This is a genomic window from Aquimarina algiphila (genome assembly GCF_007489275.1).
Lineage (GTDB): Bacteria > Bacteroidota > Bacteroidia > Flavobacteriales > Flavobacteriaceae > Aquimarina > Aquimarina algiphila.
In genome coordinates this window covers 109871-133788 of sequence record NZ_VLNR01000005.1, presented here as the reverse complement: position 1 = coordinate 133788, position 23918 = coordinate 109871, and the positions used below count along the sequence as shown (strand labels likewise).

24 protein-coding genes are annotated in these 23918 nt (G+C 32.0%); 16 read left to right on the top strand and 8 right to left on the bottom strand.

From position 1 onward, the window contains the following. Nucleotides 1-2 precede the first annotated feature (2 nt). The 9 genes from FOF46_RS03890 (at nt 3) to FOF46_RS03850 (ending at nt 10650) form a co-directional block, all read left to right on the top strand. Nucleotides 3-2828, top strand: coding sequence for a T9SS type B sorting domain-containing protein (locus FOF46_RS03890; protein WP_143915523.1), 2826 nt, complete (start codon nt 3-5; stop codon nt 2826-2828). A 115-nt stretch (nt 2829-2943) separates the two neighbouring features. Beyond that, on the top strand, nt 2944-3900 hold the full coding sequence (locus FOF46_RS03885; RefSeq protein WP_143915522.1) for a zinc-binding metallopeptidase: 957 nt from the start codon (nt 2944-2946) through the stop codon (nt 3898-3900). A 55-nt stretch (nt 3901-3955) separates the two neighbouring features. Further along, nucleotides 3956-4399, top strand: a complete 444-nt coding sequence (locus FOF46_RS03880) for a DUF6438 domain-containing protein (RefSeq protein ID WP_143915521.1) — start codon at nt 3956-3958, stop codon at nt 4397-4399. 305 nt (nt 4400-4704) lie between these two features. After that, on the top strand, nt 4705-6711 hold the full coding sequence (uvrB, locus tag FOF46_RS03875; protein WP_109437100.1) for an excinuclease ABC subunit UvrB: 2007 nt from the start codon (nt 4705-4707) through the stop codon (nt 6709-6711). 62 nt (nt 6712-6773) lie between these two features. After that, complete coding sequence (locus tag FOF46_RS03870) at nt 6774-7793, top strand: adenosine deaminase (RefSeq protein WP_244299563.1); 1020 nt, start codon at nt 6774-6776, stop codon at nt 7791-7793. A gap of 43 nt (nt 7794-7836) precedes the next feature. Beyond that, a complete protein-coding gene (locus tag FOF46_RS03865) occupies nt 7837-8691 on the top strand; it encodes a helix-turn-helix transcriptional regulator (RefSeq protein WP_143915520.1) in 855 nt (284 codons plus the stop codon). Nucleotides 8692-8816: 125 nt separating this feature from the next. Beyond that, entirely contained in the window at nt 8817-9851 is a 1035-nt protein-coding gene (locus tag FOF46_RS03860) for an NmrA family NAD(P)-binding protein (protein WP_143915519.1), read from the top strand. A 127-nt stretch (nt 9852-9978) separates the two neighbouring features. Then, nucleotides 9979-10164 (top strand): hypothetical protein, encoded by a 186-nt coding sequence (locus FOF46_RS03855; RefSeq protein WP_143915518.1) that lies wholly within the window; start codon nt 9979-9981, stop codon nt 10162-10164. A gap of 141 nt (nt 10165-10305) precedes the next feature. After that, nucleotides 10306-10650: a 5-carboxymethyl-2-hydroxymuconate Delta-isomerase gene (locus FOF46_RS03850; protein ID WP_143915517.1), complete on the top strand. Its 345-nt coding sequence runs from the start codon at nt 10306-10308 to the stop codon at nt 10648-10650. 66 nt (nt 10651-10716) lie between these two features. Here the strand turns inward: FOF46_RS03850 and FOF46_RS03845 are convergent, their stop codons facing one another. Beyond that, entirely contained in the window at nt 10717-11430 is a 714-nt protein-coding gene (locus FOF46_RS03845; protein WP_143915516.1) for a hypothetical protein, read from the bottom strand. A gap of 184 nt (nt 11431-11614) precedes the next feature. Here FOF46_RS03845 and FOF46_RS03840 point away from each other — a divergent pair, with 184 nt between their 5' ends. The 3 genes from FOF46_RS03840 to FOF46_RS03830 all read left to right on the top strand — a co-directional run bounded on the left by FOF46_RS03840 (nt 11615) and on the right by FOF46_RS03830 (nt 13638). Beyond that, a complete protein-coding gene (locus FOF46_RS03840; RefSeq protein WP_109437106.1) occupies nt 11615-12172 on the top strand; it encodes a lysozyme inhibitor LprI family protein in 558 nt (185 codons plus the stop codon). A 439-nt stretch (nt 12173-12611) separates the two neighbouring features. Beyond that, nucleotides 12612-12890, top strand: a complete 279-nt coding sequence (locus FOF46_RS03835; protein ID WP_143915515.1) for a DUF3144 domain-containing protein — start codon at nt 12612-12614, stop codon at nt 12888-12890. A gap of 85 nt (nt 12891-12975) precedes the next feature. Then, on the top strand, nt 12976-13638 hold the full coding sequence (locus tag FOF46_RS03830; RefSeq protein ID WP_143915514.1) for a suppressor of fused domain protein: 663 nt from the start codon (nt 12976-12978) through the stop codon (nt 13636-13638). Between the two features lie 135 nt (nt 13639-13773). Here FOF46_RS03830 and FOF46_RS03825 read toward each other — a convergent pair whose 3' ends face one another. Both FOF46_RS03825 and FOF46_RS03820 read right to left on the bottom strand, forming a co-directional pair. After that, nucleotides 13774-14223, bottom strand: a complete 450-nt coding sequence (locus tag FOF46_RS03825; protein ID WP_143915513.1) for a DUF1569 domain-containing protein — start codon at nt 14221-14223, stop codon at nt 13774-13776. A gap of 310 nt (nt 14224-14533) precedes the next feature. Beyond that, nucleotides 14534-16915, bottom strand: a complete 2382-nt coding sequence (locus FOF46_RS03820; protein WP_109437110.1) for a TonB-dependent receptor — start codon at nt 16913-16915, stop codon at nt 14534-14536. Between the two features lie 269 nt (nt 16916-17184). On the opposite strand from FOF46_RS03820, the gene FOF46_RS03815 reads away from it, so the two are divergent. Together FOF46_RS03815 and FOF46_RS03810 are read left to right on the top strand one after the other, a co-directional pair. Next, a complete protein-coding gene (locus tag FOF46_RS03815; protein WP_167571738.1) occupies nt 17185-18246 on the top strand; it encodes a sensor histidine kinase in 1062 nt (353 codons plus the stop codon). 1 nt (nt 18247) lies between these two features. Further along, entirely contained in the window at nt 18248-19006 is a 759-nt protein-coding gene (locus tag FOF46_RS03810; protein ID WP_109437112.1) for a LytR/AlgR family response regulator transcription factor, read from the top strand. Nucleotides 19007-19083: 77 nt separating this feature from the next. On the opposite strand, the gene FOF46_RS03805 is transcribed toward FOF46_RS03810, so the two are convergent. The 4 genes from FOF46_RS03805 to FOF46_RS03790 form a co-directional block, all read right to left on the bottom strand. Beyond that, nucleotides 19084-19263, bottom strand: coding sequence for a type II toxin-antitoxin system antitoxin (locus FOF46_RS03805; protein ID WP_109437113.1), 180 nt, complete (start codon nt 19261-19263; stop codon nt 19084-19086). A gap of 3 nt (nt 19264-19266) precedes the next feature. Next, nucleotides 19267-20121, bottom strand: coding sequence for an SPFH domain-containing protein (locus FOF46_RS03800; RefSeq protein WP_109437114.1), 855 nt, complete (start codon nt 20119-20121; stop codon nt 19267-19269). A gap of 161 nt (nt 20122-20282) precedes the next feature. Beyond that, nucleotides 20283-20720 carry an Hsp20/alpha crystallin family protein gene (locus FOF46_RS03795; RefSeq protein WP_143915511.1) on the bottom strand — a complete coding sequence of 146 codons (438 nt, stop codon included), beginning with the start codon at nt 20718-20720 and terminating at the stop codon, nt 20283-20285. A gap of 264 nt (nt 20721-20984) precedes the next feature. Further along, nucleotides 20985-21386 carry a hypothetical protein gene (locus FOF46_RS03790; protein WP_109437116.1) on the bottom strand — a complete coding sequence of 134 codons (402 nt, stop codon included), beginning with the start codon at nt 21384-21386 and terminating at the stop codon, nt 20985-20987. Nucleotides 21387-21499: 113 nt separating this feature from the next. Here FOF46_RS03790 and FOF46_RS03785 point away from each other — a divergent pair, with 113 nt between their 5' ends. Both FOF46_RS03785 and FOF46_RS03780 read left to right on the top strand, forming a co-directional pair. After that, nucleotides 21500-21766, top strand: a complete 267-nt coding sequence (locus FOF46_RS03785; RefSeq protein ID WP_143915510.1) for a DUF1456 family protein — start codon at nt 21500-21502, stop codon at nt 21764-21766. 72 nt (nt 21767-21838) lie between these two features. Continuing rightward, a complete protein-coding gene (locus FOF46_RS03780) occupies nt 21839-23443 on the top strand; it encodes a class I SAM-dependent methyltransferase (protein ID WP_143915509.1) in 1605 nt (534 codons plus the stop codon). A gap of 98 nt (nt 23444-23541) precedes the next feature. Here FOF46_RS03780 and FOF46_RS03775 read toward each other — a convergent pair whose 3' ends face one another. Beyond that, the gene (locus tag FOF46_RS03775; RefSeq protein WP_109437119.1) at nt 23542-23907 is read right to left on the bottom strand and encodes a hypothetical protein; all 366 of its coding nucleotides are present in this window, start codon (nt 23905-23907) and stop codon (nt 23542-23544) included. Nucleotides 23908-23918 lie beyond the last annotated feature (11 nt).

Below are 23918 nucleotides of genomic sequence, written 5' to 3'. Positions count from 1 at the left end.
GTATGCGGAATATTTATGCCGTTTTTATTATTGTTTCCTTTTTTTACTTCTCGGCACAAAGTCAAGGAGAGGCTAATAATTGGTATTTTGGGCAAAATGCAGGGATCAGTTTTAATACTACCCCTCCTACTGCTCTTACTAATGGCCAAATAGATACTTTAGAAGGATGCACCACAATTTCTGATGCTACCGGGGGATTATTATTTTATACTGACGGAATCACTGTTTGGGATCGGTTTCATAATATTATGGATAATGGAACTGGTTTGAAAGGAGATCCTTCGAGTACTTCATCTGCTTTAATTGTTCCGCAACCCAATACACCAAATATCTATATCATTTTTACCGTAGATGAACCTCATCACGATAATGCAGATACAGATCCTCTAACATCTGATGGAGATGGCGTAAATGATGGTTTTATGTTCTCTATAGTAGATATGTCTCTAAATGGAGGAAATGGAGCAGTTGTTCCCGGACAAAAGAACATGCCATTGGTTACTTATAATACATCTGGACTTCTGGATAGTGCATATAAATGTTCAGAAAAGATAACCGCTATTAAAAGTGATGATTGTGATTCATTCTGGGTAATTACTCATTTTGTAGATACTTTTTATGCTTTTAAGGTAGATCAAACTGGCGTTAATACTACTCCGGTAAACTCACGTGTAGGAGTTACTGTGCCCCTCTCTGGATATCGCCGTAATGCATTAGGATATATAAAAGCTTCCCCAGAGGGAGATAAAATTGCTGTGGCACATTTTGGCTTTGCCACGGTCACTGCAGGAAATGGGCCAGGAAAAGTTTTATTATACAATTTTGACAATACTACAGGAATCGTATCTAATGAAATCGAACTTTATAATGGAGATTCTCCATATGGAATAGAGTTTTCACAGAGCGGACAACGGCTTTACAGTACGATTGGTTTTGGAGATGAAGGAAATGGAAGAAGCTTTCTTATGCAATACGATTTATCACTCCCTGATAATCAAATAGCTGCAAGCGGAATCAGAATCCAAAATGAGAATAGTCAGGATTCATTTGATTTTAATGAAGGAGCACTACAATTAGGTCCAGATGGAAAAATATATCGAGCTCTTTTTAATTTTGCATCAGAGCAAGGCAATTATCTTGGGGTTATAGAAAACCCAGAAGAATTAGGTAATAATGTAATTTATAACGAAAAAGGAATATTAGTTAATGTAGACGGGACCAGAAATGTTAGGTTGGGGTTACCTCCATTCATTCAATCTATTTTTGCACAGACTGTTGATATTATCAATAATGGTAATCCAAATGATGTAAATCTTCCTCTCTGTGATGGTGATACTTATAGACTATCATATCTCAATATTCCAGGTGCTACATATACCTGGTTTATTAATGACGCTCCTACCACAAATACCACTAATTTTTTAGATATTACTTCAACAGGCAATTATAGATTAGAAATTGATCTTAATGATGGTAGTTGTCCATTAATCGGAGTTGCAAATGCTACCTTCTTTGATGTTCCTGTAGCCGCTCCAGCAACTATGACACAATGTGATGCTTATCAAACCAGCGGAGATAACATTACTATATTTGATTTACATACAATTGACGATCAACTTACGGGTGGAAACTCAGAGTATAGCACTCAATTTTTTAATGATATGACTTCTGCTATGGCAGGAACTCCTAGAATAAATAATGAAGATAGATTCGAAAACAGTATGAATAATCAGCAAATCTATGCTCGTGTATTAAATACAAGAAATCCTAATTGCTTTGATATTACATCCGTTACATTAGAAGTAAGCATTACAGACGTAAATGATGTAGAACTTAGAGCTTGTGACGATGATGGTCTAGAAGATGGATTTACTACTTTTAATCTTACAGAAGCAAATGCTCAAGTATTATTTGGAATAACAACTACCGGACTTACAATTTCTTATTACGCAAGTACAGAAGACGCATTATTAAATAGAAATCCTATCACAACATATACAAATACGACACAAAATACTCAAGGAGATGATATCATTTATGCTAAAGCTGAAGAAAGTGATGGAGCATGTTTTGGAATTAGTAGCATTAGCCTCTTTGTAATACCTCTCCCTCAAATAGAAGCAGACACATCATATTTCTTATGTCAAAATGAAACCAGTATCGATATTGATGCCGGTATACCATTAAATGGTAACATTAGTGATTTTACAATATTATGGTCCACCAATGAAACTAGTCAAACCATTTCTGTTAGACAACCAGGAATTTATACCGCCCAAATTACGAGTAATCTGACAGGGTGTTCTAAAACCAGAACTATAAACGTAATTGCTTCCAGTATAGCAACCATACAATCTATAGATATCAATGATGCTCGAGATAATAATACCGTCACAGTTAATGCAGTAGGTCTAGGAAACTATGAATATGCTATCGAAATAGAAGGAGTTTTGAGTAACTATCAAGACGATCCCACTTTTACAAATGTACCCCCGGGATTTCATACGATTTATGTAAGAGATAAAAACGGATGTGTCCCTGAAATTACACAAGATATTTCTGTTGTTGGTTTTCCAAAATATTTTACTCCTAATGGAGACGGCTTTCATGAAACTTGGAATGTTGAAGGAATATCTACCGAGGTCATGTCTAATTCTTTAATTTTCATTTTCAATCGCCATGGAAAATTACTTAAGCAATTAAGAGCAGGAAGCTCTGGCTGGGACGGTATATATAACGGTCAAATAATGCCTTCAAGTCAATATTGGTTTCGTGTAGAATTAGATGATGGTAGAATTCTTACCGGAAGTTTTTCCTTAATTCGATAATAAACTTCGCAAATAAAATTTTCTTATCTGTAGCCACCACTTTTAAAAAAAAGTAGGGTCTTTTAAAATTCATTTGTTTTTAGAATATAAAGACATTTAAATTAAAAAGTATCCTATGAAAAAATGGAATTACATATTAGTGGTTTTTTTAAGTATTATAACTTTCTCTATCCTGTCCTGTAGTAATGATGATGACGGAGCAAAACCCATAGAAAGTACCGATAATAATCAAAATGAAGATAACTCATTAAAAAATTTGACACTCTATAAAGTTGATGGAGAAAATATTATAAAACAAAAGGATTTTGACGTAACAGGAAATGCTTTAGTATTACAAAAAGACATTAAAAAGCATCAAGAAATATGGAACCTTACAAAAAAAATTATTCCTCTTGATTATCGATCAAAAATGAATGAATTCATGATTTATTATGGTGATGAAAGCGAAGAAGAAGGTGTTCTTGGCTACGTAGTAGAACGCACAAAAGATCTTTCTAAATGGCAAATGGGGATCGCAATAGATTATGCTTACGAGGGTGGATTTAATGCAAAAGGAGAACTTGCATATACGATAATACATGAATTTGGACATATCATTACTTTGGATGATACACAGGTTGACTCTTCTATTGAAGAAAGTAGTTGTCAAAATTTTTATACAGGAGAAGGTTGTGCAAGAGATAACTCTAACATTAATCAACTTCAAAAAAAGCACTGGGCAGATATCTGGGATGAATTTCAAAATGCAAATAGCGAAACCGAAGCACAGGCATTTTATGATAAATATAAAGATCGATATGTAACCCAATACGCATCTACAAATCCTGGTGAAGATATCGCTGAAGTTTTTGCAACATTTACAACAAGAGAAAAAGGTGTATCAGGAAATAGCAAAGCCGAACAAAAAATTCGAATCATGTATGATGATGATAAAATGATAAAACTACGAAACTACATAAGAGGAAACATCGCTAAGAGTAACAGAAACTTTCTACCAAATCCTGGATCATGGAAAAGAGCAAACTCTATCGGGGATAAGAACAAATCTCATTGTAGACTCCATAAAAATTAAAAAGATAATCCTGTAACGGGTCGAAAAAGTCCGAGCAATCAAAACAAATAAGATTATGAAACCTTTTATTATTATATTAATATGTATAAATTTCTCCTGTAACACTGTACAAAAAACTCTAAATACTTCTTCTCAAAAAGAAGCTATAATTTACTATTCCAAAAGCCCTTGTCATGGCAAATGTCCTGTTTATGATTTATGGATATACAATGATGGTTCTATTTCTTATTCCGGGATAAGTAATGTTCCTGTTGTAAAAAACATAAACAGGAAATTAGATAATCGAGAAATTAAAACTTTAAAAAATATACTGAATGAAGATCCTCATCAAGATGTAATATTTAAAAAAAGATTAGACCGATCAATTACCACCTTACGCTTTAATAATAAAGAATATAAATATTACAACTCTAGTGATAATGATTATATAAAGAAACTTGATAAAAAATTAAAGAGCATAGTAGAAAGGATCATATCGAATGTAGAAAATGACACTTAAAATTATACTATAGTTTATCTGCAAAATGTGAACACAAATGGTGAGTTCTGATACGATTTTATCAATATTAAATGAGTCAATTAATCTATTTATAATTCCCTATATTGTTTTTTATTTGAGTAAAGAGGCTACTTGTACTACATCAAGTAGCCTCACCTATACATTTTCATAATATTTTAGGATCGAATCGTATTGAATTTCAATTTTCTTAAAACGAATAACATCATTAGATATTTTTAAGAATAAATAGCTCTACATATGTGTTTTGATTCAGTATCTTTATTCTTAAAAAGAAAGAGTATACAATGAAGTTCGAACTGGAATCTGAATTCAAGCCTACCGGAGATCAGCCAGAAGCTATACGACAACTAGCAGAAGGTATAGAGGCAAATGAAAAATATCAAACACTTCTTGGAGTCACAGGTTCAGGAAAAACCTTTACTGCTGCCAATGTAATTGAAAGAGTACAACGCCCTACCTTGGTATTAGCTCATAATAAAACGCTTGCGGCACAACTTTATTCAGAGTTTAAACAGTTTTTTCCTAAGAATGCTGTAGAGTATTTTGTTTCGTATTACGACTATTACCAGCCTGAAGCTTATATTCCTACTTCGGGAACATATATAGAAAAGGATTTATCTATCAACGATGAAATCGAAAAAATGCGACTAAGCGCAACTTCCTCATTGTTATCAGGAAGAAGAGATGTACTTGTCGTAGCATCTGTATCATGCTTATATGGTATTGGTAATCCTGTAGAATTTCAGAAAAATGTAATCTCAATACAAGCAGGACAATTTGTATCCAGAACCGCTCTATTACATCGCTTAGTACAAAGTTTATACTCCAGAACTGAAGCAGAGTTTAAGCATGGAAATTTTAGAATAAAAGGAGATACTGTAGATATTTTCCCAGGGTATGCTGATGATGCATTTAGAGTACATTTTTTTGGAGATGAAATTGAAGAAATTGAAGCTTTTGATGTTCAGACTAATGAAATCATTGAAAAGTATGATCAATTAAATATCTATCCTGCCAATATGTTTGTGACTTCTCCTGAAGTATTGAACGGCGCTATTGATCAAATAGCATTAGATTTGGGTAAGCAGGTAGAATATTTTAAAGAAATAGGAAAACCATTAGAAGCAAAAAGACTTGAAGAACGCACTAATTTTGATCTCGAAATGATTAAAGAATTAGGGTATTGTTCTGGAATAGAAAATTACTCTCGTTATCTTGATGGAAGAGCTCCTGGAACAAGACCATTTTGTTTATTGGATTACTTTCCTGATGACTATCTGATGATTATTGATGAAAGTCATGTTACAGTACCTCAAACCCATGCTATGTATGGTGGAGACCGTTCTCGAAAAGAAAATCTTGTAGAATATGGGTTCAGGCTTCCTGCTGCAATGGATAATCGCCCATTAAAATTTGAAGAACTTGAAGCGATACAAAACCAGGTTTTATATATTAGTGCAACACCTGCCGACTATGAGCTACAGAAAAGTGAAGGAACATATGTAGAACAAATCATAAGACCAACCGGATTATTAGATCCAATAATCGAAGTACGTCCCAGCTTGAATCAAATTGATGATCTTATCGAAGAAATACAAAAGAGAATTGAAGTCGATGAACGTATTTTGGTTACTACTCTAACCAAAAGAATGGCAGAGGAATTAGCAAAGTACCTAACACGAATAGAAGTTAGATGTAGATATATTCATAGTGACGTAGATACATTAGAACGAGTAGAAATCATGCAAGATCTCAGAAAAGGAATCTTTGATGTGCTCATCGGTGTAAACCTACTTCGTGAAGGACTAGATCTACCAGAAGTATCACTAGTCGCTATTTTGGATGCTGATAAAGAAGGGTTTTTAAGAAACAAAAGATCTTTGGTTCAAACTGTTGGTAGAGCTGCTAGAAATGTAAACGGTAGAGCGATTATGTATGCGGATAAGATTACTGATAGTATGCAAAAAACAATAGATGACACAGAGTATAGAAGAGGGAAACAAATTGCTTACAATAAGAAACATGGTATTTCTCCTAAAGCTATCAAAAAATCATTAGACAATGCTCTTGCTGGCAAAAAGGTAGAGCCTTATACTTTTGAAAACGCTCCTACATTACAAGCTGCAGAAGAAGAAACATTATATTATACCAAGGAACAACTCGAAACCCGCATTCGAAATGTTCGAAAGGAAATGGAAAAAGCCGCAAAAGAACTAGATTTTATGACTGCAGCTCGACTAAGGGATGAGATTAAAATGTTACAAGGAAAAATTCAAGATCAAAAAGTGTGATTTTTTGAAATAACATACTATGAATTACTTATAATTATAAATTCAAAAAATATTCAACTACTATGAGTAGCATTTCAATTGAAAAATTTATTGAAGGAATCCCTAAGGCAGAACTTCATTTACATATAGAAGGAACATTCGAACCCGAATTGATGTTCGAAATTGCAAAAAGAAACAATAAGAAAATAAAATATACTACTGTTGATGAATTGAAAAATGCATACAGTTTTAATAATCTGCAGGAATTCCTTGATATCTATTATGCTGGAGCCAATGTCTTAATTGAAGAACAGGATTTTTATGATCTTACCTGGGCCTACCTTACCAAAGTGCATGAGCAAAATGTAGAACATGTTGAAATCTTCTTTGATCCCCAAACTCATACTGACCGAGGCATTTCTTTTGATACAGTAATTAATGGAATTTATAAAGCCTTACAGGATGGTGAGAAGAAGTTAGGAATCACAAATGTTCTGATTATGTCTTTTTTAAGACATCTCGATGAATCCTCTGCTTTTGAAACATTACAACAAGCTTTACCCTTTAAGGAATGGATCGGCGGAGTTGGTTTAGATTCTTCAGAAGTAGGGAATCCCCCATCAAAATTTGAACGTGTTTTTGCAAAAGCCAGAGAAGAAGATTTCACCCCCGTAGCTCATGCTGGAGAAGAAGGTCCGGCAGAATATATTTGGGAAGCGCTGGATTTGCTTCATGTAGCTCGTATTGATCATGGAAATCGTTGCCTTGATGATGAAGTTCTTGTAGAAAAACTCGCAGCATTACAGATGCCCCTTACCCTATGTCCTTTATCTAATTTAGAATTAAAAGTCATTACAGATTTAAAAAATCATCCCATCTTAAAAATGATGGATAAAAACCTTTTGGTAACTGTTAACTCTGATGACCCAGCCTATTTTGGCGGGTATATGAATGAAAATTACTGGGGTATTGCACAAGCTCTTGATCTTTCAAAAAAACAAATTACTGAGCTTGTAAAGAATAGTTTTAAAGCTAGTTGGTTACCCGATACAGAAAAAGAAAAGAAACTTTTAGAACTTGATCAATATTTTCAAAATCATTAAATGCTTTTAATCGACTATCATCATACTATAAGTGAATAAAAAAATGGTAATAGAGCATCATACCATTACACTATTTAATAAGAAAGTTTTTGAAAAAGCTGTAGTAACACCTCCGTTCAAAAACCCAAACCCATTAGAAAATGAGGCGTGTTTTTTATATGTTACTGAAGGTATTAGCAATTCATATTCTGAGGAAGAACATCTCGTTGTAAATCAAAACGAAGGTGTTTTGATGAAGTGTGGAAATTATATGTATGATGTAATCCCTGACCATAAAACAAAACAATGTGGAATTGTTGCCATTCACTTTTACCCCGAAGTACTTAAAAAAATCTATGAGAAAGAAGTTCCTGCATTCCTAACGAACAAAGAACAATATTCTTATAGTTCTAATATGGCACTAGTACAGTCTGATATTCTAATTCGGAAATATATTGACGGCCTTCTATTTTATTTTGAAAACCCTAATCTTGCCAGTGAAGAACTATTAATCCTAAAGTTTAAAGAAATCATCCTACTTTTATTAAACACCAAAGATGCCGACAATATTATCAAAATCATGTATAATTTGTTTTCGCCAAAATCCTTTTCATTAAAGGAGGTGATAGAAGCCCATATTTTTTCTCCTATTACGGTATCTGATCTTGCAAAATTATCTTATCACAGTTTGGCTTCTTTTAAAAGAGAATTCAGAAAAATCTATAACGATAGTCCTGCAAATTATATAAAAAATAGACGTTTAGAAAAAGCCGCTACACTTCTTAGTATATCCAACCAACCCATACGCAATATCGCATATGACTGTCTTTTTAACGATTTAGCGCATTTTTCCAGTTCGTTTAAAGCAAAATACACGCTTTCTCCATCGCAGTACAGAATGAGCCAATCACAAAAGTAATTGAGCCAATTCTAATACTTCTTACAGTTTCATCAATCTATTTTTGTGCTATAAACTTTTGAAAACAAAAGGTATTATAGATACATCATGACATTGCTTCATAGTACTTCCAAAATAATTCGACAATGAAACCAAAAATTTTAATCACTGCGGCAAACGGAAATACCGGTTTCCCTGCTGCCAAAGAGTTACTAACATTAGGATTTCCTGTTAGAGCATTTGTAAGAAACGCTAATTCAAAAAAAGCAAAAGAACTCAAGCACCTTGGAGCCGAAATTTTTATAGGTGATATGTGTGACATTAGAGATGTGCGCAAAGCGTTAGAAGGTATTCAGCGAACATATTTTGTGCCCACATATCCCAATATCCTTTTTCAAGGAGCTACTTTTGCTACTGTTGTAGATGAATTAAAATTAGAGCATGTGGTTTTATTAACGCAATGGTTAAGTTCTCATGTACATCCAAGTATCTACACCAAAGAACATGCTCTTGTAGACACTATATTTAAGAGATCAACTTCTAATCTTACGATCCTCAATCCAGGGCTTTTTGCATTTCCATATGTTATGACACCTCACCCTCTAACTCAATTTGGAATGTTCCCCGATTTTGGAAAAAACGCACCTCCTTCTAGCGAAGATATTGGTTTGGTTGCTGCTCATATCTTAAAGGCTCCAAAAAATCATGTTAATCAAATCTACCGAATAACAGGTAAGGAGTTACTTTCTGCAGCGCAAATGGCAGCGACGATAGAGAAAGTGATTGGACGAAAAATAACTGTCAGTCAACTCTCAGATAAAATGATTACAAAAGTTTTAAAAGCTTATAAATACCCCAAAATGGATATTTCTCAAATCCCATATTATATAAATGAAGGACGCTTAGGAACTTGGGAAAACAATGCCCCCACAACAGTTGTACAAGATATTGTTGGAAAAGAAGCAGATGATTTTGAAACCATTATCAGAAAACTTTTAGTCCCTCAATCCATTACCAAACAAACGTTGAAAAACAAATTAAAAGCAATTGCTTTTATGATAAAGGCAATGCTCACATCACCTCTGAATATTAAACACTTTGAAAAACAACAACACTTACCCGAATTTAAGAATACCATTTTCTCTTCTCAATCCAAAGGTTGGAGAAAAACTCATACATAAAATGTCTAATAATAACACCATTTAAAAAATGCAAATTTTAGCAATTGACAAGATGAAAGAAGGAGTAAACGATGAAATACTTACTCCACATTTACCATAGGAACTAGCCGCTACTATAAATTTATATTTGGAAGAAAAAATCAGAACTTTCTATTTTAGAAAAGACCGACCCGGAGTTGTATTTATTCTTGAATGTGAATCTATAGAAGAAGTAAGAAAAACACTTGATCAACTTCCTCTAGTACAAGAAGGTTTTTTGGATTTTGAATATATCCCACTAGGTCCTTTAGAACCATTAAAAATGCTCTTCTAAACCCTAAAATCACCTTTCCTGACATCAAAAAAATGTCGGGATTTTTTTGATGTATAACAAGAATATTTTATTAATAGTTTTTTATGAAAACTCAATTCATATTACTACTTCTTTTAATTATTTTTATACAAAAATTCTAACATGCCACATTTTGTACTAGACTGTTCTGAACACATTATTAAACTCAGGTCCCCAGAAGAAATTATTCAAGCAGTATATGACACAGCAGAGTCTACAGATCTTTTTGATAAAGGAGATATTAAGGTAAGAATAAATCCATTTAAATATTATACTATCGGAAATACTAGCGATGATTTCATACACATTTTTGGTAATATTATGGAAGGCAGAACCGATGCTCAAAAAGCTGATCTATCCAGAAGAATCATGACTACTTTAAAATCTATGTTCCCAGATGTTCCTATACTCTCTATAAATATCAGAGATTTTGAGAAATCTTCGTATTGTAATAAATCAATGGTATAGTTTTTTGATAATGTATAATTCTATATTAGAAAACTCATATTAACATCGAAATATCTCTTCTAAGCGTTAGAGGGATCTTTTTAGTATTCCGACGTAAGAGTTAGCTACCTGAGTAAGAAGGTTTTTATACGTTTTATCAACAACAAAAGAGGTTATATCTTCTTCTGTATCGGCGTACCAAACTAAAACACCATCTAACATACATGGAATTGTTTTGTCTTCTTTCTTCTTATCTTTAACATACAATCGAGAAGAAATTGATCCAGAATAAAAGAGATGCACTTTGTATTTAGAAGCAAGGTTAATCATTTCCTGTAACCATACATGATCAACTTTACCTTGATAATGATGGATTATATATATTTTTGATTTATCCTTTGTTTTATTAAAACTTAAGTCATTTTTAGAACTAAATCCAAAATTAAAATCCTGCACTGCTTTAATCCTAAAAACACTAATTAACTTAAAATATAAGTTATCCAACAAGCTCTTAAAACTAGCAACCGATGGGTATTTAACAATTAACAACATTTCTCTATGTTGATCAGAATTACCTATAAGTTTTTTAGTTATTTCTCCTTTAAAAATAGGCCTTGCTCCTACTTTATATACACTTCTTGCAGCTAGAAGATTATAAAAATTGTATAGTGATCTATTTTTGGTATTAAACCAATTTATTGCAAAAACTTCATTACTCAAAGAAACATTGGCATCTGTGGATCTAATAATGACAGCTCTTTTTTTTGACACTCTACAAGTAATCTCTTCTAATGCTTTCATCCTCTAAGTAATACAATTATCATTTCAATAAATGTAAGAAAAAGTCTTTAGTACACTACTATTCAATAGAAAGTGAACGGTATACAAACATCTAATTGTTGAAAAAATTATATTTACAAGCACATATAAAAGAAATAAACCTAATTGGTTTTATCATTATCGGCACAAATTGAAAAACATTCAAATGAGAATCGTATTACTATTAACTTTATTAATCACATGTTTAAATAATTGCTGGTCACAAAATCTAAGATCAATAACAAAAGAGGATTCAATAAAAATAAAAACTAAAATAAAAGACAGTTTAACAAGCTTAAAAAATACATTAGAAAGAAAGTACGAAAATTCATTTTTAGAAAAAAATCAATTAATTGAATTTACTCTTGACACCACCAAAATAGAATTAAAAACACTATGGCGATTAGAAATTGACTACTCGACAGCAAGTATGGTAGACTCAGCAATTTATTCAAATAAAAAATATGATGAATTACTAAATAAGTATTACAAAATTTTATTGAATAGATTAGATGAAGAGGATAAAAAAATATTGCGACAAAGCCAGAGAAAATGGATAGAATTTAGAGATGACGAAATAAAACTTATTGTTAGGTTATCTAAAGAAAAATATTCTGGTGGAGGAAGTATCCAAAGAGTAATAGTAGCTGGTAACATTTCTGAACTGACAAAAAAAAGGGTAATCGATCTTTATCAATATTCATTAGGAGTTAGCGAATATTAAAAAACTTATGACAAATCACATACATGTCTTTTAAAAATGAAAAAACACCCTACAATAGTAAAAAATGGAGGTGACTATGTTTGGGATGAAGTTTTTTAGTACCGTGTATGGCTTCATCCTGAATTAGGAGCTGATAATATCGAAAAAGGGGGTGATTACTATTATGTATTCTCAACATATGAAGAGGCTTTTGATTTCTCCAAAAATAAAATAGGTGCGGAGAAACCGATAGCTCTTATTTTACAAAAAGAATATATCGATAAACCACAAACAGTAAATACATTCATATCAAAAAGGAAAGATAGCAGAATGTAATATTAAATATTTAAGTAGCCCAAAAAGGACAGAAAGAACAATTTCTGATTTTTTATCACCTGATGCCCTTCAAATAAACTAGACATAATAAGAGGTATTGTATAAATTTAATAACGAAAAAACAATGAGTAAAACAGATGAAAAATTCTATGATAGAGCTGATGAACATATAAATCTATCAAACGATCAGTTAAATAACGCTACCAAAGGAGAAGTAAGTGCTTCAATGATGTATGGAGTGTCTCGATTTAATGCTTGGATTAGTGCAACCGGTTGGAATAGTTCGACAGAAATGAAAAATGCAAAAGAAGAAACTATCAAATATTTCACAATTGAATATGAAAAAATGCTAAGAGAAAATCTAACTGATTATATTGAAAATTTTGATCGTTATATGAAATAAATAGGGATGGTTAGGTAACATTTTATGCTGCTACGACACATATCTATAACGTTATGTGTAATCAAAAAAAAACAATAATAAAAATATGAGTTTTCTAAAAAGGTTATTTGGGAAAAAAGAAACACCTGTTGAAAAAGAATTTACTAAAAAGGAGCACGAAAAAGACTATGAATTAAAATCAAAAGGACTTGAAGAAGTTCTTGGTAAAATGCATAATCTAGTAGGACATGCTATTATCCCTTTTTCTATTGGTGGAGCTGTTGATATGTATTATTTCCCAAATCATATTAAAGGAACTGGATTTGCTACAATGGAACTTTTAAACCCAGACGGAAATGGTCCTTTAAAGAATCGATTAGGTACTTACGAATTAGTTTCCTTTACCAAATATGTTTATAACACTAATGATGAAGTCCAAACTCCATTTAACCTAATTGAACGAAAGGTCTGCGGGTTTCTGACATCAATTGGAATGTATTCATCTCAAGCTGTTCTTAATCCAAAGGAAACAATTGAAATTCCTAATGGGGAAAATGAAGAAAACACGTGTTTGGTCTTTGATTTATATGAACCAGATGGTAAAAAACTTAAAATTGGAGACCGAGAACACCATCTTTTACTTTGTTTACAAATATTTAGAAGTGAAATGGATTTTGCAAGGCAAAATGGGAGTGATGAATTATTTAAATTATTAAAAGAAAAAGGGCATTATCCATATAGTGATTTGGATAGAGACCCTGTAGTATAAAAAACTAACGCATGACATTCTACAAATGCACTTGTTGATTTGGTAAAAATACTTTTCTTTTAAATTAACTTAATTCTGAATTTACGCAATGTACTTCATACAAAACGTTTACTCTAACCATAAAACATATAACAATCATTCTTTTAAAATACTTTTCACAATCTTTAAATGATGTTTAGTATGTATTTCCAAAAATCGTTTAGTTTGTTTTTTATTTAACTGTCCAAAAACCGGGTGCTTAAAATTGGACTGATCATCTAACGATTCTATTTTTCTTACTTTCTCCCTGGCTTCTACTAACTGCGAAACAATATCAGCAGTCATTATGGTATCTGGAGGTTGAACAGATAGTGGCGCGGCTGCTTTTCCTCTTGGTATATATCCAAACGTAAAAGATAATGTACGAGCGGTACTAAATTTATTTTTATACATATCTGGATTAGAATCTTTTAAAGAGTCATAAATTTTATTGATCACTTTAAGACTATGATCCAAATGCCAGGCAACTGCCACTTTAGAAACTTCTTTATTTAAACTATCTCGATGAACGAGATAGTGTTCTATTTTATTTAATTCACTTTTCATGAAATTATGCTTTTGAAGGTTGATTAAGTATCTTTACAAATCCAACAATAATCAAGTCTAAAACTATGATTTCATTACAGTTTTAGATAAATTGTTTCTTTATAAAATTTAACTACTTCATTTTTAAACATCAATATGTGATCAACAAATAAGAAATTTTATTAATTACAAAAATGAATTTGGGTTTATTTATCGAAAGAAAAAATTAAGTAATATGATATTAAAAGAAAGCCTGTCTAAACAAAGACAGGCTGTTTCTCCTCCTTAAAAAAAGGATAATCACAGAATCAACAACTTAGCTTGTAATGTTTTAAAATTGAAATTTGTATCCAAAATCTGGAAAGAAACCTGTTTGATCTACTTGATCTATTTGATTAGTTACACGATTATATCTACGCTCAAAAACATTTGTTTTGTTAGTAACATTCTGTAAATCCACATAAAATTGATGGGATTGCTTTTTTGACTTACTATTAATCTTATACCCAAACTTTACATCCCATCTAAAATAATCATCATATTGCTCACTAAATGCAATATCTTCTTGCAGAACTTCAAAGCCTGCTTGTTGTGAAGATTCCAGATTAACCGGAGTAAAATACCTTCCTCCAGAAAACGTAAGTCGTGTATCAAAAAGAAGAGCATTTTTCTTTTCCTTACCAACTTTGACTTCTTTCCCTGCCAAAAAGTTTATTACTTGACCATTGTTAAAAGGTGTATTCCTCTCTATACCATCACTACCTTCATATTTACTTTCAAAGAAAGATGCCGTAACTAACCCATAGTATCCTTTACTAAAGAATTTTTCTAATGTCAGTTCTACACCTTGATTAAAACCAGTACCCTCATTGACTAATGACACTCTATCATTATCAAAACTAAAATCTGCACCTTCTGTTAGAGTAGAATAAGATGATGGAAATGGTTCGACTCCGGCATTATCAATATCTTGATAATACACCTCTATTTTACCCCTCCAGCCATCACTAATTTTCACATCATACCCTAACACATAATGATTACTTCTAACAAAGTCTAAATCCTTATTGGTCTGTAGTAATTCTCCATTAACATTCTCATTTAAAAACAACAAAGGCAGAGGCACAGGTTGATGATGTAATCCATACCCAATACTTAATTGATGGTTTCCCATTTTGTAATTCAAGCCTGCTCTTGGTTCAATAACAAATTGCTCATTAAGAGTACTATATTGTCCATGTATTCCAGCATTTAATGTTAGCTTCTCCGTGAGTCTAAATTGCCCCTGTATATAAGGTTCTATAATACTTAAATTCTCATCAATATCTCTAAACACAACTAAATCCGGATCTCCATCTCCATCATTATCTTCCTGTTTATCACGATCTCGATCTTCTAATTCTACTCCATAATTTCCTATCAAAACACCTGTTCTTAATGTACTTTTTTTACTTAGCTTTGAATTAAACATAGTGGAAAATGTAAAACGAGTTTCATTATTATCAGACTCTTTATATCGTATAATTCGTTGCTCCGGTGTATTTTTTTCTATAAATCGATCTTCTTCATAAGTATTTGTACTTAAAGAGCCTGAAATGATTGTTCTTAAAAAAGAATTTTCACTAATACTAATCTGATGTTTCAATCCAACCACACCAAAGCCAGATTCTACAAATGCATTTTCATCTTCTGCTGCAAAAATATCATCTTCTTCAATATCATCTCCTAAAAATTCGATATCCGAATTCCCAAGAATTCCGAATAAAGAAAAATTACCCAACTTTCCATTTCCAAAGTCTACATTGAAAGATAGATCACTATAATTTGGAACAGCTGATGTACCTCCTCCTCCTCCTCCAACAAGGCTAATTAGAGAATATCTTCCTGCAACCAAGAATGACCCTCGATTTTTCCCCAAAGGCCCTTCTGCCATAGCTTCTAACCCTGTAAAAGCACTTGCCTGAGCAGTAAACTCATAATCATCCATATTTCCTTTTCTTAATCCAAGATCAAATACACCTCCTATTGCATTTCCGTATTCTGAAGGGAATGCAGAAGTAATAAAATCTGAATTCTTCAAAAGATTGGGGTTTAATGCCGATACGGGACCTCCTGTAGTACCTGCTGTAGAAAAATGATTTGGACTTGGAATAGGCACTCCTTCCAACCTCCATAATAATCCCGTTGGCGAATTACCACGGATCACAATATCATTTCTACTATCATCTGGTGAAGAAACTCCAGCAAAATTTGCTGCCAAACGTCCAACATCACTTCTACCACCAGAAAAACGTGTCACCTCTTCTACTCCAAATTGTCGGGCAGAGACAGATGCCAACTTATTAATTGCTTTGGCTTTGGCATTTTTATTGGTAATAATCACTTCATCCAGTTGCGCAAAGGATTCTATTAAAGAAACATTTACTACTGCATCTTTCCCTGAAGTTACAATTATATTTGGCATTGTTATGGTTTCAAAACCAATAAAGCTCACTCTTATAGTTTGCCTTCCGACAGGAATGTCTTCTAACCTAAAATATCCATCATAATCCGTCACAACACCAATAGGTTCTGCCTCTGACAATAATTCAATTGTTGCTCCTGGCAAAGGTGATTCTGACTGTTTATCTGTAATTTGTCCTTTAATAGTTCCAGTTTGTGCATTGGTTACTATACAACACAAAACAAACACTACAAAAATAAGTTTTCTCATGATCTTTTAGTTTTGATCAAATGTGCAATCTTACTACCCCAGATAAAAACGAAAAACACTTGATTGATGATTTAGTGTTTGAAATGTCTAAAAACAAGAACCAATTGTTAATAGCGCTAATAGGAGTATCATTTTCAAATTAAAGTCGAATTCTTACAATTCAACATTTAATACAACAATTCAGGAACGTGTACTTAATTTCTAAAAAACTACTTATGTATCTTTACCAGTACTAATTATCAGTATACTGTATGATTTCAAAAAACTACATGAAAAAATTTACCATTCGTTTTCTTATTGTAAACTTGATTTACTTTTTGGTAAAGTTTACTATAGATCATGATGATGATGGTAGTCCATTTGATGGTCCAGGGATTTTTTATTATTGTAGTGCTTTTTTTCTTCTCATGCTTGCCTGGGAGACTAATGATTGGTTAATACAGAGAGCTACAAAATCCAAACTAGGGAGCAGCCTGGATATGCATAACGGAATGAAAATTATAGCCGTTAATATGTCGATCGTTGTTCTTGTTACTGCCTTGGTATATTATCTAGCTATCTTCGAATTCGAAAACATTTGTAACATTGATGCTCACAATCCATGGCTACGATTTAGAATTGATTTTTTCAGGGCTATTATTCTCGGGTTTACGGCGATTATTTTTAATCTTTTTTATTATGCTCTCAAACAAAAAAAAGAATTAGAAAATACCATGAATCTATTAAAGAAAGAAGCCATGGCTTCTAAATATAAATCTTTAAAAAATCAAATCAGTCCTCATTTCTTATTTAATAGTTTAAACACATTAACCTCTCTCATGTATGAAGATAGAGATTTGGCATCTGACTTTGTATCTAGGCTGGCAAAATGTTATCGTTATATTCTGGATAACCGCGAACAAGACCTAGTGAGTCTAAAAAAAGAATTGAGTTTCTTGGATTCATTTATATTTATGATGAATGTTAGACATGAAGGAGCATTAAGCATTACTACTCATATTTCTGTTGATCAAAATGAATACCTAATTCCAACATTAACCTTACAAATGTTAGTGGAGAATGCACTAAAACATAATTATTATTCAAAAGAGAAACCATTAGAGATTAACATTATCTCTACAGATAATAATCATATTATTATCCAAAACAATTTACATATAAGAAAGCAAAAAGAAGAATCCACAAAATTGGGTCTTAAAAATATAGAAAAGAGATATTCATTTTATACCAATCAAAAAGTTATGGTAACAGCAGAGAATGACTATTTTAAAGTCACTATTCCTCTTTTATCAAAAAACATTAAAGAAGTTTCCATTGTAAAAATTTCATAATATGACCGCTATAATTATTGAAGATGAAAATATTGCTTCTAGACGTCTTGCTAGTCTTATAGAAGAACTTGCTCCAGAAATAGAAATTGCAGGTCAGATTACTTCTGTAGAGAGCGGTAAACATTGGTTTGACAATAACCCTTTACCTGATCTCATTTTTTTAGACATTCAATTGAATGATGGTTATGGTTTTGATATTCTTGACACTTTAGAAGATCATCCACCAGTCATATTTACTACTGCATATAACGAATACGCGATTAGAGGTTTTAAATATAATGGTTTAGACTATCTCTTAAAACCTATTGACAAAAAAGATCTTAAAAACGCACTCACAAAATATAGAAAAAACCTCCCTAATGATAGCACAGCTATAGAAAATGAAAAATTTGAGCGAATTAAAAACCTGTTTTCTAAAGAATTTAAGAAACGATTTATGGTAAAAGTCGGTAATCAATTTAACACTTTTAGTGTAGACGACATCGCATATTTTAAATCTGATGAAGGATTGATTTTTTTACACACACATAAAGATCAACATTACCCTATAGAATATTCTATCGACCAGTTAGAAGATATTTTAGACCCTGTACAATTCTTTAGAATCAATAGAAAGTTTATGGTTTCTGTTAAAGCAGTTATTGAAATTCATAGTTATTTTAACAGTAGATTACTCTTAAAATTAAGGCCTTCGGATGATGATAATGTAATTGTATCGAGAGAGCGAACTTCTAATTTCAAAAAGTGGTTAGATTTATAACAAAAAGAAATACGTTAAAATAAAAACACCCTTTTTACAAAAGGGTGTTTTATACTATTATACCAAGGAACATAGTATTATTTCTCTTCTGAATTATCTTTATTTTTGGTTTTTAATCGTTTAGCATCTTTAAGGCTTTTATGTATCATCCATTCTAATTGACCATTAACACTACGAAACTCATCATCTGCCCATTTCTCTATTAACTTAAAAGTTTCAGGGTCTATTCTAAGAACAAATGATTTTTTCTTACTCATATATTATGAATGAAGTGTACCGGTATTAATTACAGGAGTCGCTTCTTTATCTCCACATAAAACAACCATAAGATTACTTACCATAGATGCCTTTTTATCTTCATCAAAATCAATAATGTTATCGTTTGACAACTTAGATAACGCATCCTCTACCATACCCACTGCTCCTTCTACTATCTTTTTACGCGCTGCAACTATAGCAACTGCTTGTTGCCTCTTTAACATAGAACTTGCAATTTCTGGAGCATAGGCAAGATACCCTATTCTAGCTTCCATGACATGTATTCCAGCAATAGCCAAACGTTCTGTAATTTCATTCTCCAAAGCTTCATTTACTTCATCCATCCCTGATAACAATGTTACCTCATGTTGTCCATCGGCAAAATTATCATAAGGATAGGAACCCGCAAGTTTTCTAACTGCCGCATCTGTTTGTACTCTCACAAACTCTTCATATTGATCAACATCAAAGGCTGCTTTATAAGTATCCTCTACTTTCCACACCAAAATTACATTAATCAAGATTGGATTCCCAATTTTATCATTCACTTTTACCCGTTCACTATAGAAGTTTCTGGCTCGCAAAGAAATTCGTTGCCTCGAATAAAAAGGGTTAGTCCAAAAGAAGCCATTATCCTTTACTGTTCCTTTATATGCTCCAAAAAGCACCATAACTTTAGAACTATTTGGATTAACAATAAAAAAGCCCTTAATGATAAAAACTATTACAACTAATAAGGCAAGAATTAAAGGGTTCTCTGTGAAAATAATCCCTAATAGCATTGAAATGATCACCAATACCAATACTCCTAATACTATATAACCATTATTTGGTTTCATTTTGTTTTCATATTTCATAATAATATCATTTTGATATCATAATAATACAAAAAATAATTCAAATTTCAAAAAAATCTTTTCTATGGTAGACATGAAACCATAAAAAGCAAAAACGCCTTTTTTACAAAAGGCGTTTTTACAACATTAACTAACTAAATAAAATCTCAAATCAAATCACTTTATGAAATCTCTATCAACCTCTTAGGTTGTATCTTTGCTTCTTCTTTTTTTGGTATCGTTACCAACAGTACTCCATTTTCATACGAAGCTTCTATTCCTGTACCTTCTACTGTATCAGGTAAGCTAAATGATCTTTTGAATGTGCTATAACTAAACTCTTTTCGCGTGTATTTACCTTTATTTTCTGAAGTCTCTTTTTCTGACTTTGTTTCTGAAGAGATTGTAAGCATGTCGTTATCCAATTCGATATTGAAATCTTCTTTTGATAGACCTGGAGCAGCAAGCTCAACATAAAAATCTTCATCTGTTTCTTTTACATTTACTGCAGGAGTATTATTTGCTATTTTACCAATATTAGCTGTTCCTCCGAACCAATCGGTAGCTAAAAAATCATCAAAAAGGAAAGGTAATCTGTCTGTTTTTTTAAGTAAACTCATTATATTTTATTTTAAAGATTATTTTAAATCATAATTTCAATGAGTATATAGCAATTAAAGTTCCATTAGTATTTTTGCGACATTATGTCATAAATACACCGTCGATAGATGACATTTTGTCAAATTTATTTACTATTAGAATGACAAAACCTCATAAAAACAAAAACCCACAAAGGGAATTTTGTAGGTTAAATATTGTATTCACTATAAATTTTTCAAACAAAATCACACTTAATCATATAAGCATGGTGTTTTTAATATGTTCTAATTATAGAATCTGGTAAAAATTGTAATTAATTCTTTTGGAGGAATCACTTTATTTGGATAATCATGCATTTTCTCAAGAACTGTATCAATAGCCTCTGTCCTTAACCCCATATGCAATCCTATTTCTTTGATTTTATGAATTTCTACCTGAGAGGTCTCTTGATCTACATTCATTAACAAAATTAATCTATGAAATTGAAGAATTCTCTGAGATTCTGGTTGCAAACTCTTTTTTTCAGCTTCTTTTTCTACCAAAGCATCTATCTCTTCTTTTGTAATTTGAAGTTGTGCTGCTACTGCCAAAATAAAATTATACTCTTGTTCTTTAAGCTCCTTGTCTACTTTTGCAAATTCTACCATTTCTGAAAGTAAACTCAATTTTTCTTCTTTACTGTACATATATTCCTTTTACTTTTTGTCGAAAATAATAAATTTCAACTAATTACATGCTTCATCAAATAATCCTTTCGCATATCTTATATCAATTCAATTATAAAATATACCTTTGCCTTATGGGTTTAACAAATAATGACATTTTTAAGAAACTTAGAGTCGCACACAAATTGCGTGATGATGATATTGTAAAAGTTTGTGCATTAGTTGATTTCAAGGTAACTAAAAGTGAATTAGGTGCAATCTTTAGAAATGAAAATCACCCAAAATACATGGAATGCGGAGATCAAATTCTTCGCAACTTTTTAAATGGACTAATTATTCACCTAAGGGGTCCAATGCCTGAAAAAAAGAAAACCTCTCCAGACAATAAGAATCCAAAATAGGATATTGCACTTCAAAATAAATGCTTAATTTGGTTGAAGTTAACAAACTTACAACCGTCAAATTAAGTATCTATGCTATCTATCGAAGAAAAACAAGTATATAGAGAAGAACTTTTTCGTCATTTAGATGGAATTGCGGTTGCTCCGGTCGCATATTCTTTACATAAAAACAACATTACAGATTATCTTCTGGAGAATAAGAAAACATCTATTTCACAAATTTCTGAAGCAAAAAAAGCTAATGAAGGATACCTTAATGTAGCACTACGTATATTGAGTGCCCAGGGCTGGTTAGAATATAATATAGATAATGATGAAATAATAATACAGACCAATTCTATCTCTAAATCAGCCTTTGATCATTTTCATATTTATAAAGATGTTGTAAATCTACTGGAATATTCGGGTAAATTTCATCCTCGAAAATTCGAAATGGATCCATTTCAAAAACTTGAACAGTTATTTAAAAAATATACAAATCGTTTTGACCTCTTACCTTCAGAGGATATAACAACTACTCTAATTCAGGATCAAATTCTTAAACATATTGAAGGGATTTTAGTAGGACCTACCACAGTACATTTAGGCATGGGAGGTATGTTTCACAAATACTTCATGGAAGCCTCCTTTAGTGCTGATGAATATCATAAATTTCCAGAAAGCTTCGATACCATTCTTACATTTTTGAGCCATCTGGGCTGGTTTAGTAAGTCAGGTACTAATTATACGTTTACTAACAAAGGGTTGTTTTTTGCCAAAAGAGCTTCTGCATATGGAGTTACCGTTTCTTATATTCCTATGTTTAGACAAATGGACTCTTTACTATTTGGAGACCCTAATGCACTATGGAACTCTGAAAAAGACACCGAAACTCATGTAGATCGTGAAATGAATGTTTGGGGAAGCGGGGGTGCACACACTACTTACTTTAAAAAAATTGACGAAATTATCATTAGTTTATTTAATAAACCTTTGAATGAACAACCAAAAGGGATTTTGGATATGGGCTGTGGTAACGGAGCATTTTTAATTCATCTTTTTGAAGTAATAGCTTCAAAAACATTACGAGGAAAACACCTCGATGACTATCCTTTGTTTCTTGTTGGTGCAGATTATAATAAAGCAGCCTTAAAAGTTACCAGAGCAAATCTAATTCAGGCAGACATATGGGCAAAAGTTATTTGGGGAGATATTAGTGATCCCGAATTACTTCAAAAAGACCTAAAAGAAAATTACACTATAGAATTAAAGGATCTATTGTCTGTGAGAACATTTCTTGATCATAATAGAATTTGGAGTGAACCAGTATCTCAACTTGACGCACCTAGTCAATCTACGGGAGCTTTTAGCTATCGCGGAAAACGATTACATAATAATGATGTAGAACGTAATTTAAAAGACCATTTTCAGAAATGGGAACCCTATATTACCAAATTTGGTTTAATTGTTATTGAACTGCATACCATAGCACCAAACCTAACCTCTCAAAGTCTTGGTAAAACTGCGGCTACCGCATATGATGCAACTCATGGTTTTTCTGATCAATATATTTTGGAAATTGATTCCTTTCTAAAGATAATTGAAGAAGTTGGTCTGCAAAGTGATTCAAAATATTTCTCTAAATTTCCAAATTCTGAGTTAGCTACAGTAAGTATCAACTATATAATTGGCAAATAGAAATCCATAAATCAAATAAGTTTTACTTTTAGTAAAGTATCTAAACAAAAAAATCCCGGTTGATGAATCCCGGGATTTTAACAATTTTTCCTAATGTTTTATAACAATATTCCTCCATCAAACGAGACAGATTCTTCCACCAAACGAACTGGTAATTTGAATAACTTAGTATCAGCATACACCTGCGCTCCTACTTTTTTGTAATTTATACGGTGCTTGATAAAGCTTTCTAATTCTTCGCTCTCTGTATCAACAGATAATACTACCATTTCTCCTTCATCATTTATAGTGATGGTTACATAAGCTGTCAATTCTTTTGCTATTTTAAAAGAAGGCTTCTTTAATAATGTTTTTACTTTTTTGTTAATAACATTTTGTGCTTTAGTTGTTGGGTTTGTATTGGCACTTGCAACACTTGTTATTGCAAATGCAATGGCCAAAAGCACTACATTTAATTTTTTCATGATTTATTCGT